We start from the raw sequence: 13,453 nt of genomic DNA on the forward strand, positions 1-13,453 counted from the left end.
GCTAGACTGGCCCGCATGAGTGTGACCGGCGAACCCGACCTGAACGACCCCTTCGCGCCCGCCGGCGGCGGCACGTCCGTCCTCGAGCGTGAGGAGCTGCGCCAGGAGATCGAGCCGGGCGACCACGAGCGCTTCGCCCACTACGTCCGCAAGGAGAAGATCACGGAGTCCGCCGTCACCGGTGCCCCCGTGATCGCCCTGTGCGGCAAGGTGTGGGTGCCGGGCCGGGACCCGAACAAGTTCCCCGTGTGCCCCACGTGCAAGGAGATCTACGAGGGCCTGCGCGAGCCGCAGGACGGCGGCGACGGCGACGGCAAGCGCGGTGGCTGGTTCGGAGGCCGCGGCCGTGGCTGACGGCCGCTCCCTGACGAGCGGCACCCCGGACGGCAGCGTCCAGCACGACCTGTTCCACATCGGCGAGGACCTTCCCCCCGCCATGCCCGAGCGCGCGGCGTGGGGGACGGCCCCCAAGCTGCGCCAGTGGCAGCAGGAGGCGCTGGAGCGCTACCTCCAGACCGCGCCGCAGGACTTCCTGGCGGTCGCGACCCCCGGCGCGGGCAAGACGACGTTCGCGCTGCGCGTGGCCAAGATCCTGATGGACTCCGGCGTCGTGCAGCGACTGACCGTCGTCGCGCCCACGGACCACCTCAAGCGCCAGTGGGCGGACAACGCCGCGCGCGTCGGCATCGCGATCGACCCGAACTTCAAGAACGCCGACGGGCGGCACGGCGCCGAGTACCGCGGGGTGGCGCTGACGTACGCCCAGGTGGCGAACAAGCCCGTCCTGCACCGGAACCGCACCGAGGCCGCCAAGACGCTGGTGATCCTGGACGAGATCCACCACGGCGGCGACGCCCTGAGCTGGGGCGAGGGCATCCGTGAGGCGTTCGAGCCGGCCACGCGGCGGCTGTCCCTGACCGGCACGCCCTTCCGCTCGGATACCGCCTCCATCCCCTTCGTCCGCTACGAGCTCGGCCAGGACGGCATCGAGCGCTCCAAGGCCGACTACACGTACGGCTACGGGCCGGCGCTGCGCGACCACGTGGTCCGCCCCGTGATCTTCATGGCCTACTCGGGCCAGATGCGCTGGAAGACCTCCACCGGCGAGGTCATGGAGGCTCAGCTCGGCGAGGCCGCCACGAAGGACATCACCGCCTCCGCCTGGCGCACCGCGCTGGACCCGGCGGGCGAGTGGATCCCGTCCGTGCTGCGCGCGGCCGACCGCCGGCTCAGCGAGGTGCGCCGCAACGTGCCCGACGCCGGCGGCCTCGTGATCGCCACGGACCACCAGGACGCGCGCGCGTACGCCGCGCAGCTCGAGGCGCTGACCGGCCAGCGGCCGGCCGTGATCCTCTCGGACGACAAGGGGGCCTCGGATCGCATCGAGGAGTTCGCCGCGTCGGACGAGCGGTGGATGGTGGCGGTGCGCATGGTGTCCGAGGGCGTGGACGTGCCCCGCCTGTGCGTGGGCGTGTACGCCACGTCCACGTCCACGCCCCTGTTCTTCGCCCAGGCCGTGGGCCGCTTCGTGCGCTCCCGCCGGCGTGGGGAGACCGCCTCGGTGTTCCTGCCGTCCGTGCCCGCGCTCATGCTGCTGGCCAACGAGATGGAGCTCGAGCGGGACCACGCGCTGGACCGCAAGGAGGGCGCCGTCGACGTCGAGGACCTCGAGGACGCCCCCGAGGAGGACCTCATCGCGGAGGCCAACCGGGCCGAGAGCGGCTCGGACGCGCTGACGCGGGAGAAGTTCGAGGCCCTCGAGTCCCGGGCGAGCTTCGACAAGGTGCTCTTCGACGGCGGCGAGTTCGGTCTCGGCGGCGCGGTCGGCTCGGAGGAGGAGCAGGACTTCCTCGGCATCCCGGGCCTGCTGGACGCCGAGCAGGTCTCCGCCCTGCTGCGGCAGCGGCAGGCCGAGCAGATCCAGCGCCGGCCGCGTGCGCAGGCGGTCGAGCCCGCCGACGTCGTGGACCACCGGCGGATGAAGGAGCTGCGCGCGGAGCTGTCCAAGACGGTGTCCGCCTGGGCGGCCCGGTCCGGCCAGCCGCACGGGGTGATCCACAACCGCCTGCGGGAGATCTCCGGCGGCCCCGCCGTGGCCCAGGCCTCCCGGGAGCAGCTGGAGAAGCGGCTGAGCACCCTGCGCGGGTGGTTCGTCGGCCGGACCTGAGGTTCAGATTCGAGACTCTAGGGGGCGGGTGTGTCAATCGTAATCGGATCTTTAGGGGGAATATTTTTATGGCTAATTTACCAGGCTATTGGTACTAGATGGCCCGAAGTTTATGCGACAGCTCGGGACTCTCTTGATTTAATGCCAAGAAGAAGCTCGGTAAAGTATCTACTTATATACAGGGGAATACCTACGTTTTCCGTGACTGTCCTGGCCCTGAACTTGGCCGTGGAGTCGGGAGGGGACCCGTATTGGACGTCAGCATTCGTATTTTGGACCTATTCGACCTTGGCGGAAATTCGGTCTACTTTCAGCCCAAAGGGCGCATTGAGACAATTGTCTACAGTGAATACTGTCTATCTTTCGGCGTCTGTAGTCGTCACAACGATTTATTGCAGTGTCGCAGTATTGGTATACCCGCACTTCTCTGTCCTGGTTCCGTCGGTCAGGGAGCTTGTTATTGCACTCTGGACAGCCCTGTTCGCTTCCGTTTTGGCGATATCTTTCCAGCGATTCAACACCCGGTCCGGTCCGGATGTGCAAATGGAAATCGATTACTCCATTAAGGACATCGGACAGAAGACGTGGTCTCAAATCGATTCCATATGTATGCGTGAAAATATTGACCCTTGCCTCATTAAGGCCCTTGCTGCTGCCGAAGCGCAGCAGCGGCCTCGGTGGATCCGGCAGGCGGAGCGCGTGGCGGGGCGACTCTTCGGCGGTGGGACTTTTGGTGTCGGCCAATGGCCGTCATCACGGCCAATTGATGATCTAACGTCTATAGAGTTCCGCGCTAAGCAGCTGGCGCCTGTGGGCGCAACTCCGCATGAGTGCGACATTGCTGAGGTCTATGATTTCCTTGATATTGACTATTTCATCTATTCATGGAACTCGGATGAATCATTTGCAGATAGCGCGAGGGGATTTTACTCTGCATTCAGGAGGGCAAAGATGGTTGAGCATGTTGCCGAAAGCGATGCGTGACATGCCATCCCGTCAGCGAGGCGCTCCGCCGACTTGGCCTGAAGGCCCGCACGCGGCGGTCTGAGGTTCGCCTCCCCTGGCTGGCACCCGGCACGGGGACGGGCTGGAATGGGGGCACGATGTCAGGAGTCGCCATGCCCGTGTCCGCCCCGTCCCCGTCACGTCCCGCCGTCCTCGGCTTCGCCGCGCGGTACCCGTGGGTGCTCGCGACGCTGGTCGTCGTCGCCCTCACCCTCGGCCTGCACCTGGCGGGGGCGGAGGATCCGGCGCGCTGGATCGCCTCGGCGTATGCCCTGGTGGTGGCCGCGTGGACCTCGGTGGGCATGGTCAGGGACCTGATGCGCGGGCACTGGGGTGTGGACATCCTCGCCGTCACCGCGATCGTCGCCACCGTGCTGGTGGGGGAGCACCTCGCCGCCGTGCTCGTCTGCCTGATGCTCACCGGTGGGGAGGCCCTCGAGGACTACGCGGCCGGCCGCGCTCGGCGGGATCTGTCCGCCCTGCTGGACCGCGCCCCGCAGCGCGCGCATCGCCTGGGCCCGGACGGCTCCGTGGAGGACGTGCCGGTGGAGGAGGTGAGTGCCGGCGACCGGCTCCTGGTGCGTCCCGCCGAGGTGCTTCCCGTGGACGGCACCGTGGCTTCCGCCGAGGACGGCGGGGAGGTCGCCGTGGACCTGGACGAGTCCTCCCTGACCGGCGAGTCCCTGCCCGTCACGCGCCGCACCGGCTCGGCCGTGATGTCCGGCGCGCTCAACGGCACCCGCGCCTTCGTGCTCGAGGCGACCGCCTCCGCGGCCGACTCGCAGTACGCGGCCATCGTCTCCCTCGTGCAGCAGGCGGCCGAGTCCCGCGCCCCCATGGTGCGCCTGGCCGACCGCTACGCCGTGCCGTTCACCGCCGTCGCCTACCTGATCGCCGGCCTGGCCTGGTGGCTGTCCCAGGACCCGGTCCGCTTCGCCGAGGTGCTCGTGGTGGCCACGCCGTGTCCGCTGCTCATCGCCGCTCCGGTGGCCTTCCTCGGCGGCATGTCCCGCGCCGCCACGTCCGGGGTGATCGTGAAGTCGGGTGGGACCATCGAGGCCCTCGGCTCCGTGCAGACCGTGGGCTTCGACAAGACCGGCACCCTCACCGCCGGCCGCCCCGAGCTGGTCGGCGTGCGCCCGGCCGCCGGCTTCGCCCAGGACGAGCTGCTGCGCCTGGCCGCCTCCGCCGAGCAGTACTCCGTGCACGTGCTCGCCGACGCCATCCGCGCGGCGGCCGAGGAGCGCGGGCTGTCCCTGGCGACCGCGCAGGATGCCACGGAGGAGGCCACCCACGGGGTCGTGGCGGTGCTCGAGGGTCGGCGCGTCGTCGTCGGCAAGCGCGCCTACGTCACGCAGGCCGCCCCGGACACCGTCACCGCCGACCTCGCCCCCGGTCAGTCCGCCGTCTACGTGGCCGTGGACGGCGCCTTCGCCGGCGTCCTGCTGCTGGCCGACCGCATCCGCCCCGAGTCCGCCGCCACCGTGCAGGCGCTCCACCGCCTCGGCGCACGACAGGTCCTCATGCTCACCGGCGACGCCGAGGCCACCGGACGGCACATCGCCAGGGAGGCGGGCATCGACGAGGTCCACGCGGACCTGCTGCCCGCGGACAAGGTCCGCCTGCTCTCCGAGCGCCCGGAGCGCCCGGTGATGATGGTCGGCGACGGCGTCAACGACGTCCCCGTGCTCGCCGCCGCGGACGTGGGCGTGGCCATGGGCGCCCGCGGCTCGACCGCCGCCTCCGAGTCCGCCGACGTGGTGGTGCTCGCCGACGACGTCTCCAAGGTCGCCGTCGCCGTGGCCGCCGGCCAGCGCACCCTGCAGGTGGCCACGCAGTCGATCTGGGTCGGCATCGCGCTCTCCCTGGTCCTGATGGTCATCGCCGCCACGGGCGCCATCCCGGCTCTGGTCGGCGCGCTGTTCCAGGAGCTCGTGGACGTCGTGGCCATCGTCAACGCGCTGCGCGCCATGAAGCCCGGCCCGCACGAGGCCGAGCGGCTCGGCGATCTCGCCGCCGCCCCCGCCCGGGGGGAGCGGCAGGCCGTGTCGGCCTGAGCGCCGGGCTCAGCCGTCCCGGGACTGGAAGCGCACGAAGGCGCGCAGCTCGTCACCCTCCACGTCACGGGACTCGCGGAATCCATGGGCCTCGTAGAAGGCGCGCTGGCGCTCCTCGGTGTCCGTGAGCAGCACGTGCTGACGCACCTGGCCGAACCGGGCGAAAACGCGGCGCAGCAGCTCGGAGGCGATGCCGCGGCGCTGGTGCCCCGGATCCACGAGGATGTCCTGCAGGTAGGCGATGGTGTGGCCGTCGGAGACCACGCGGGCCAGGCCGACCAGACGGCCGCCGTCGAAGGCGGTCACCACGGTGGCCGAGCCCTGCAGCCCGCCCATGAGCGTGTCCATGTCCGCCGTGGAGGCGGACCAGCCCACGGCGTCGTAGAGGGCGCGGACGTCGTCGGCGGCCGGGATCGCCCCGGAGAGGTAGCGGATGCCGTCCCGGTCTGCGGCGATGGGGGAGTCGGTCATGGCTGCTCTCCTCGTCGACGTCGGGCACCGGCTCCGGCACGCCCGCCGGGGCCGCGTGCCTCCATCATGCCGCATCGAGTGACATTCGTCACTGTCTCGGCGTGCGGCGCCTCAGAGGCGACGCCGGTGCCGCTCGGGGCCGAACCCGCTCACGAGGTCGCCAGGATGGCCCCGGCGGCCTCCATCTCGTGGAGCGCGGCCTGGGCGGCCGCCTCGTCGACGCCGGCCACCAGGTCGGTCAGCACGGTGACCTCGTAGCCGGCGTCGAGGGCGTCGAGCACGGTGGCGCGCACGCAGTGGTCCGTGGCGATGCCCACCACGGTGATCGCGTCCACGCCCTGCTCACGGAGCCACTCGTCGAGGCCGGGGGCGCCGGACTCGACGGCGGCCGCGGCCACGGCGGTGGCCCCGTACGGGCCGACGGTCCCGGAGGGGCGCTCGCCCGCGGCCCCGGTCGGGACGGCGTCGGGCTCGCCGAGGGCGCCGTCGAAGCCGGAGTAGGCGTCCGTGTGCAGGCCCTTGAGGAACTCGGCGTCGAGGTGCTCGGCGTCCAGGTCGGGATGCAGCTCGGCGCCGGCGGTGCCGGCCACGCAGTGCACCGGCCAGGTGGTGCGGAAATCCGGCTCGGCGCCGGTGGCCGCGGCGAAGTGCGTGCCCGGGTCGACGTGCCAGTCGCGCGTGGCGGCCACGGACGCGTAGGCGTCCGCGTGCTCGGCCAGGTGCTCGCTGACCCCGGCCGCGACGGCGGCGCCGCCGGTCACGCCGAGGGCGCCGCCCTCGCAGAAGTCGTTCTGCACGTCCACGATCACCAGGGCGCGGTTCAGGTTCTCCATGGGTCAGTCCTCCAGGAAGATGGTCGGGATGGCGGGGTCGCCCGGCTGCAGGCGGCCCACCGAGGCGGGCAGCTCGCGCAGGGAGGCGGCGTGCCGCTCGGCGGCGCGGGTGACGGCCTCGGGGCCGGTCCAGCCCTCGGCCAGCTCGCCGGCGTGCACGAAACGGTGCAGCAGGGGACGGTCGTCGGCGTCGGGCGCGGCGCCGCGGTTGACGCCGATCACCTCGGCGGTGGCCCGGCCCCGCGGGTCGCGGCGGCGCGCGGCCTCCTTGCGGCCGCCCCGGCTGGCCTTGCCGGAACTGGCCTTGGCCACGTCCACCCACGTGCCGTCGTCGTCCTGGCGGGCCACGAGCTTGTAGACCATGGAGGCGGTGGGCGCGCCGGACCCGGTGACCAGGCGCGTGCCCACGCCGTACGAGCTGACGGGGGCGGAGCGCAGGGCGGCGATCGCGTACTCGTCCAGGTCCGAGGTGACCATGATCCCGGTCTCGGTGTTGCCCAGCTCGTCGAGCAGCTCGCGCACGCGGTGAGCCTGGATCACGAGGTCGCCGGAGTCGACCCGGACGTTCCGCAGGGCCGGGCCGGCAACCTCGACCGCGGTGCGCACGCCCTGCTCCACGTCATACGTGTCCACGAGGAGGGTGGTGTCCGCCCCGAGCGCGGCGACCTGGGCCTCGAAGGCGGCGCGCTCCGAGTCGTGCAGCAGGGTGAAGGAGTGGGCGGCGGTGCCGACGGTCGGGATGCCGTACCGGCGGCCCGCCTCGAGGTTCGAGGTGGCGGTGAAGCCCGCGATGGCCGCGGCGCGGGCGGCGGCCACGGCAGACTCCTCGTGCGTGCGGCGCGAGCCCATCTCGGCGCACGGGCGGCCGTCCGCGACGGCCGTCATGCGGGAGGCTGCGGAGGCCACGGCGGAGTCGTAGTTGTAGATGGAGAGCAGGTAGGTCTCCAGGATGCACGCCTCGGCGAACGTCGACTCCACCTGCAGGAGGGGGGAGTGCGGGAAGTAGGCCTCGCCCTCGGCGTAGCCCACGATGTCACCCGTGAACTCGTAGTCGGCCAGCCAGGCCAGCGTGGCGTCGTCGAGGGCGGTGGTGTCCGCGAGGAAGTCGAGCTCGGGCGTGTCGAACCGGAAGCGGGACAGGCCCTCCAGCGCGCGGCCCACGCCGGCCACCACGCCGTAGCGGCGGCCGCTGGGCAGGCGTCGGGTGAACAGCTCGAAGCGGGAGCGGCGGTGCGCGGTGCCGGCCTTCAGCGCGGCCTGGAGCATGGTCAGCTCGTAGTGGTCGGTCATCAGCGCCGTGGGGATCTGCCAGTCGTCGGCGGTCCGCGGGGCGCTGGGCACGGGGTTCTGGCTCACGCCCCCACCCTAGTGGACCGTGGCGGGGCCGGTCCTGGCCCGCCCGCCTCGTACACTGGGGCGCATGTCCGTGCTGACCCGCCACGATCCGTCCGCGCCGCGCGCCGTGCGTCCGGCGCCGGGTGAGTCCGTCCCCGCCGGCGCCACCGACACCGCCCTGCTGGAGCGGCCTCACGAGGACACAGCCCGGGACCGGCCGTGGAACGTGGTGGTGTGGAACGACCCGGTGAACCTGATGAGCTACGTGGCCTACGTGTTCCGCACCCACTTCGGCTACTCCGCGGCCAAGGCGCAGCGGCTCATGCTCGAGGTCCACGAGCGGGGCCGGTCCGTGGTGGCGACGGGCACCAAGGAGAAGGCCGAGCTGCACGTGGGCGCGATGCACGGCTACGGGCTGTGGGCCACGCTGGAGCAGGCGGAGGACTGAGGAGGGGCATGGCAGAACGGTTCCGCTGGACGCGGCGGGGGTACACGGCGCAGCTGGAGCTGCCGGAGGTGCGCCTGCTGCGCGGGCTGGTCAGGGACGTCGTCGCCCTGCTCGAGGGCCGACGCGCGGACGTGCGCCCCGCCGAGGCGGACCCCGCCGAGGCCCCGGCCGCCGAGGACGGCGTCGACACGCCCGAAGATCCCCCGGCGGCGCCGCCGTCCGTGTCCGCCGCGCAGGACGCGGGCCCCGTGGCCGGGCTGGACGCGTCCGACGCCGCGTTCTGGGGGCTGGTCTCCGGGCTGCACCTGAGCCAGGACCCGGAGCCGCAGCGTTCGGCCCCCACCGACCCGGCCGTCGCACGCCTCCTGCCGGATGCGATGCCCCAGGCCGGCGCCGCCGAACAGGGCGCCCACCGGGCCCTGACCGAGGACGCCCTGTCGGAGGGGAAGCTCGCGGACGCGCGCCTGGCACTCGAGCTGCTGCGCTCGACGCGCGTGGAGGTCCCGCACGACCAGGCGCCGGCCTTCGGCCGCGCGCTCAACGACGTGCGCCTCGTCCTCGCGGCCCGCCTGGGCGTCGAGACCGAGGAGGACGCCGCCCGCGTGCACGCCGTGGACGACTGGCGCAGCGCGGAGGACGTCGAGTCCACCATGGCCCTGCTCTACAACTTCACCTCGTGGCTGCTGGAGACGCTCATGACGGAGATGCTCAGCGAGCTGCCCGAGGGCGCGGACGAGTCCGCGCCGGGCGCCGGGGACGCGGAGGGCGAGCAGTGAGCGGCCAGCGCGCCGCCGTGGACGCCGCCGCGCCGATCGGCGTGTTCGACTCGGGCGTGGGCGGGCTGACCGTGGCCCGGGCGATCATGGACCAGCTGCCCCACGAGTCCATCCTCTACGTGGGCGACACGGAGCACTCGCCGTACGGCCCGCGGCCCATCGCCGAGGTACGGGCCCTCGCCCTGGCGATCATGGACGAGCTCGTCGCGCGCGGCGTCAAGGCGCTCGTGATCGCGTGCAACTCCGCGTCGGCCGCCGTGCTGCGCGACGCCCGCGAGCGCTACACGGGAGGCCACGGCATCCCCGTGATCGAGGTGATCCAGCCCGCCGTGCGCCGCGCCGTGGCAGCCACCCGCACGGGCCGGATCGGTGTGATCGGCACCGAGGCGACCGTCGGGTCCCGCGCCTACGAGGACTCGTTCTCGGCCGCCCCGCACCTCGAGATCACCTCGGTCGCGTGCCCGCGGTTCGTGGAGTTCGTGGAGGCCGGCATCACCACCGGCCCCGAACTGCTGGAGACCGCCCGGGAGTACACGGCCCCGCTGCGTGCGGCGGGCGTGGACACCCTCGTGCTGGGATGCACCCACTACCCGCTGCTGACCGGCGCGCTCTCCCTCGTGATGGGGGAGGACGTCACGCTCGTCTCCTCCGCGGAGGAGACCGCCAAGGACCTCTACCGGGAGCTGGTCCGCCTCGGCCTCGAGCACCCCCACTCGGCCGCGGGCTCCGGCCAGGCCACCCGCCACCGCTTCGCCGCCACCGGCGACCCCGACCACTTCCAGGCCCTCGCGCGCCGCTTCCTCGGACCCGAGGTCGAGTCCGTGCGACGCCTGGAGACGATCGGCGCGCCCCGCCCCGCGGCCGCGCCGGTCCCGACGCGCTCGGCGGCCTCCGTCCGGCCGGGCCCCGAGCAGGAGGGTGTGACGTGAAGCTGACCATCATCGGGGCCTCCGGGTCCTTCCCCGGCCCGGGCTCGCCCGCCTCGTGCTACCTCCTCACCGCCGAGGGCGTGGCCGAGGACGGCGTCACCCCGCGCACGTGGCGGATCCTGCTCGACCTCGGCAACGGCGCCCTCGGCGTGCTGCAGCGCTACGTCGAGCTCGAGGACCTGGACGGCATCCTGCTCTCCCACCTGCACCCGGACCACTTCATGGACCTGTGCGGGATGCACGTGGCCATCCGCTGGAACCCGGCCGGCTGGGGACGCGGCCGGCTGCCCGTCTACGGACCCGCCGGCACCGCCGACCGCATCGCCGAGGCGTACGGGATGGACCCCGAGCCGGGGATGCACCAGGACTTCGAGTTCCGGTGCTGGGCCGCCGGCCGCCCCGAGCGGCTCGGTCCGTTCCGGTTCACCCCGGTCCCCGTGCGCCATCCCATCGACGAGGCCTACGCGATCCGGGTCGAGGTGGACCGCGTCGACGACGACGGCGACGTCACCACCCGCGTGCTCACCTACTCCGGGGACACCGACGCGTGTGAGGGGCTCGTCGAGGCCGCGCGGGACGCGGACGTGTTCCTGTGCGAGGCCGCCTTCCACGAGGGCCGGGACGACGGCATCGACGGCGTCCACCTGACCGGCCGACGGGCCGGCGAGACGGCGGCGCAGGCCGGGGCCCGGAAGCTGCTGCTCACACACCTGCCGGTGTGGAACGATCCGCAGCGCGCCGTCCAGGAGGCCCGCGAGGTGTACGACGGCCCGCTGGCCGTCGCCGTCTCGGGGCTGAGCTACGGCGTCTGAGGGCGTGCCTAGACTGGAGGCCATGAGCTCTCCCGCCCCCACCGCCCCCCGCCCGGACGGCCGCGCCGTCGACGAGCTGCGCCCCATCACCATCACCCGGGGCTGGTCCCGGCAGGCGGAGGGCTCGGCCCTGATCGAGTTCGGGAACACCCGCGTGCTGTGCACCGCCTCCTTCACCGAGGGCGTGCCGCGCTGGCTCAAGGGCGAGGGGACCGGCTGGGTCACCGCCGAGTACGCGATGCTCCCGCGGGCCACCAACGAGCGCAGCCAGCGCGAGTCCGTCAAGGGCCGGATCGGCGGGCGCACCCACGAGATCTCCCGCCTGATCGGCCGGTCCCTGCGCGCCGTCATCGACCTGTCCGCCCTGGGGGAGAACACCATCGTCCTGGACTGCGACGTCCTCGACGCCGACGGCGGCACCCGCACCGCCGCCATCACGGGCGCCTACGTCGCCCTCGCCGAGGCGGTGGCCTGGGCGCGGCGCGAGGGGATCCTCGCCAAGGGCGCTGCCGTCCTCAAGGACTCCGTCGCCGCGGTGTCCGTGGGCATCGTGGACGGGGTGCCCGTCCTCGACCTGCCGTACGTGGAGGACGTGAAGGCGGAGACGGACATGAACGTGGTCGTCACCGGGGCCGGGGAGTTCGTGGAGGTGCAGGGCACCGCCGAGGGCGCGCCGTTCACCCGCGCCGAGCTGGACACCCTGCTGGACCTGGCCCTGATCGGCACGGGTGAGCTGGCCCGCATCCAGGCCGAGACCCTGGCCGCCGCCACGGAGGACCGGGCGTGAGCGCGCCCGCCTCCTCGTCGGCGGGCCTGCCGGAGGGCGCCCGCATCGTGCTCGCCACGCACAACGCGGGCAAGGTGCGCGAGCTGCGGCAGCTGCTCGCCGGCGCCGTGCCCGGCCTCGACGTGGAGGCCGCGGTGGTGGACGCGGGCGCCGTGGGCGCCCCGGACGTCGTCGAGGACGGCGTCACGTTCGCCCAGAACGCGCTGAAGAAGGCCCGCGCCGTGGCCGCGCACACCGGGCTGATCGCCGTCGCGGACGACTCCGGTCTGGCCGTGGACGTGCTGCACGGCGCCCCCGGGATCTTCTCGGCCCGCTGGGCCGGGCGCCACGGGGACGACCGTGCCAACCTCGAGCTGCTGCTGGCCCAGCTGGCCGACGTGCCGGACGAGCATCGGGGTGCCCAGTTCGTGTGCGCCGCCGCGCTCGCGGTCCCCAGCGGCCCGGACGCCGCGGGCGCCCGGGCCATCCACGTCGAGCACGTCGAGCACGGCCGCCTGCCCGGCACGCTGCTGCGCGAGCCCGTGGGGGACGGCGGCTTCGGCTACGACCCGATCCTGCGGCCCGAGGGCCGGGACGTGTCCACCGCGCAGCTGAGCCCCGAGGACAAGAACGCGATCAGCCACCGGGGGCACGCCTTCCGCGCCCTGCTGCCCTACCTGGTGGACGCGCTCGACGCGCGCCCGTGAGCGGCGGGCGCGTCCCCGTGCCGGGGCTGGACTTCACCGCGATCGACTTCGAGACCGCCAACGGCTTCCGCGGCTCCCCGTGCGCCGTGGGCGCCGTCCGGGTGCGGGACGGGGTCATGGTGGACCGTGCCGAGTGGCTGATCCGTCCGCCCGTCGGCTTCGACCGGTTCGATCCCCGCAACGTGCGCATCCACGGCATCACCGAGGACCGCGTCCTGGACGCCCCCCGGTTCGCGCAGGTGTACGACGAGCTCGCGGACTTCGTGGGGACGGACGTGCTCGCGGCGCACAACGCGGGCTTCGACGTCGGCGTCATCGAGTCCGGCCTCGAGGTCTCCGGCCGGGACGTGCCGGGCCTGGAGTTCGTGTGCACCCTGGTGCTGGCGCGCCGCGTCTACGACCTGCCCTCGTACGCCCTGCCCTCCGCGGCGCGCGAGGCCGGGTTCACCCCGGGGCGCCACCACGACGCACTGGCCGACGCCGAGGCCTGCGCGGCCATCCTCGTGGACATCGGCCGGCGCGTGCTGGGGGCGCCGCCGGCCGACGCGGAGATTCTGCCCGGGCTGACCGACGCGCCGGCCGGCCGCGGCGTCGACCGCCTGATGCGGGCCCAGGGGCTGAGCGTCAGCGTCCTCGCCCCCCGGGCGGCGGGATCGGGCGCCGAGTCGAAGGCCACCCGCCAGGCCCGGCGTACCGAGGGCGTCTTCGACGCGCGGGTCCCGCTGCGGGACGAACGCGCCATGCCCGACTTCATGCGCTGGCCGGACGAGGGCGTCAATCCGCTCCCGAACCCGGCCGCCGACCCGGGCCACCCCCTGTTCGGCCAGACCGTGGTGTTCACGGGCGGCATCGGCATGTCGCGTCAGAGTGCCAAGACGCGCGCGGCCGCGCACGGCGCGCAGACCGCGAACCGGGTGGGCGCGGCCACCACGATGCTCGTCGTGGGGGACGGCTTCGAGGCCGCGGACCTGCACCGCCCGCGCGCCGAGGACGGGGCACCGCAGGCCGTGACCACGGCGCTGGCGCACCGCAAGACGCGGGACGCCCTGCGCCGGCGGGACCGTGGGCAGGCCATCGCCCTGGTCTCCGAGGGGGAGTTCCTGCAGATGCTCGACGGGAACTGGCCGGACGCCGCGCGCTGAACCAC

Annotated in this window: 14 protein-coding genes; 11 read left to right on the forward strand and 3 right to left on the reverse strand. The window is 73.1% G+C overall.

The genetic code is table 11. From position 1 onward, the window contains the following. Positions 1 to 15: 15 nt before the first annotated feature. The 4 genes from NR072_RS04610 to NR072_RS04625 all read left to right on the forward strand — a co-directional run bounded on the left by NR072_RS04610 (position 16) and on the right by NR072_RS04625 (position 5,229). Positions 16 to 354, forward strand: coding sequence for a DUF3039 domain-containing protein (locus tag NR072_RS04610; RefSeq protein WP_044659196.1), 339 nt, complete (start codon positions 16 to 18; stop codon positions 352 to 354). Next, positions 347 to 2,167: a DEAD/DEAH box helicase gene (locus NR072_RS04615; RefSeq protein ID WP_134416595.1), complete on the forward strand. Its 1,821-nt coding sequence runs from the start codon at positions 347 to 349 to the stop codon at positions 2,165 to 2,167. Before NR072_RS04610 ends, NR072_RS04615 begins: the two co-directional genes overlap by 8 nt. Before the next feature lie 543 nt (positions 2,168 to 2,710). Further along, entirely contained in the window at positions 2,711 to 3,151 is a 441-nt protein-coding gene (locus NR072_RS04620; protein ID WP_256836336.1) for a hypothetical protein, read from the forward strand. Positions 3,152 to 3,285: 134 nt separating this feature from the next. Next, a complete protein-coding gene (locus tag NR072_RS04625; RefSeq protein ID WP_256836337.1) occupies positions 3,286 to 5,229 on the forward strand; it encodes a heavy metal translocating P-type ATPase in 1,944 nt (647 codons plus the stop codon). Positions 5,230 to 5,238: 9 nt separating this feature from the next. On the opposite strand, the gene NR072_RS04630 is transcribed toward NR072_RS04625, so the two are convergent. The 3 genes from NR072_RS04630 to NR072_RS04640 all read right to left on the reverse strand — a co-directional run bounded on the left by NR072_RS04630 (position 5,239) and on the right by NR072_RS04640 (position 7,889). Then, positions 5,239 to 5,700, reverse strand: a complete 462-nt coding sequence (locus NR072_RS04630; RefSeq protein WP_134416601.1) for a GNAT family N-acetyltransferase — start codon at positions 5,698 to 5,700, stop codon at positions 5,239 to 5,241. A gap of 149 nt (positions 5,701 to 5,849) precedes the next feature. Next, positions 5,850 to 6,533, reverse strand: a complete 684-nt coding sequence (locus tag NR072_RS04635) for an isochorismatase family protein (protein ID WP_036313018.1) — start codon at positions 6,531 to 6,533, stop codon at positions 5,850 to 5,852. A 3-nt stretch (positions 6,534 to 6,536) separates the two neighbouring features. Beyond that, entirely contained in the window at positions 6,537 to 7,889 is a 1,353-nt protein-coding gene (locus tag NR072_RS04640) for a nicotinate phosphoribosyltransferase (RefSeq protein ID WP_036313014.1), read from the reverse strand. 64 nt (positions 7,890 to 7,953) lie between these two features. On the opposite strand from NR072_RS04640, the gene clpS reads away from it, so the two are divergent. From clpS to NR072_RS04675, 7 genes are read left to right on the forward strand one after another with little or no spacing between them, the layout of a single operon-like run. Then, positions 7,954 to 8,316 carry an ATP-dependent Clp protease adapter ClpS gene (clpS, locus tag NR072_RS04645; RefSeq protein WP_002857236.1) on the forward strand — a complete coding sequence of 121 codons (363 nt, stop codon included), beginning with the start codon at positions 7,954 to 7,956 and terminating at the stop codon, positions 8,314 to 8,316. A gap of 8 nt (positions 8,317 to 8,324) precedes the next feature. Then, a complete protein-coding gene (locus tag NR072_RS04650; protein ID WP_044659192.1) occupies positions 8,325 to 9,092 on the forward strand; it encodes a DUF2017 family protein in 768 nt (255 codons plus the stop codon). After that, complete coding sequence (gene murI / locus NR072_RS04655) at positions 9,089 to 10,021, forward strand: glutamate racemase (RefSeq protein ID WP_041103213.1); 933 nt, start codon at positions 9,089 to 9,091, stop codon at positions 10,019 to 10,021. The genes NR072_RS04650 and murI overlap by 4 nt, the downstream gene beginning before the upstream one ends. After that, entirely contained in the window at positions 10,018 to 10,833 is an 816-nt protein-coding gene (locus NR072_RS04660; protein ID WP_119217400.1) for an MBL fold metallo-hydrolase, read from the forward strand. The genes murI and NR072_RS04660 overlap by 4 nt, the downstream gene beginning before the upstream one ends. A gap of 22 nt (positions 10,834 to 10,855) precedes the next feature. Beyond that, positions 10,856 to 11,620 (forward strand): ribonuclease PH, encoded by a 765-nt coding sequence (rph, locus tag NR072_RS04665; RefSeq protein ID WP_036382145.1) that lies wholly within the window; start codon positions 10,856 to 10,858, stop codon positions 11,618 to 11,620. Beyond that, positions 11,617 to 12,306, forward strand: a complete 690-nt coding sequence (locus NR072_RS04670; RefSeq protein ID WP_044659188.1) for a non-canonical purine NTP pyrophosphatase — start codon at positions 11,617 to 11,619, stop codon at positions 12,304 to 12,306. The genes rph and NR072_RS04670 overlap by 4 nt, the downstream gene beginning before the upstream one ends. Next, positions 12,303 to 13,448, forward strand: coding sequence for an exonuclease domain-containing protein (locus tag NR072_RS04675; RefSeq protein WP_069941943.1), 1,146 nt, complete (start codon positions 12,303 to 12,305; stop codon positions 13,446 to 13,448). The genes NR072_RS04670 and NR072_RS04675 overlap by 4 nt, the downstream gene beginning before the upstream one ends. The last annotated feature ends 5 nt before the right edge of the window (positions 13,449 to 13,453 follow it).

It is taken from the genome of Micrococcus sp. Mcc89 (genome assembly GCF_024519795.1).
Classification (GTDB): domain Bacteria; phylum Actinomycetota; class Actinomycetes; order Actinomycetales; family Micrococcaceae; genus Micrococcus; species Micrococcus luteus.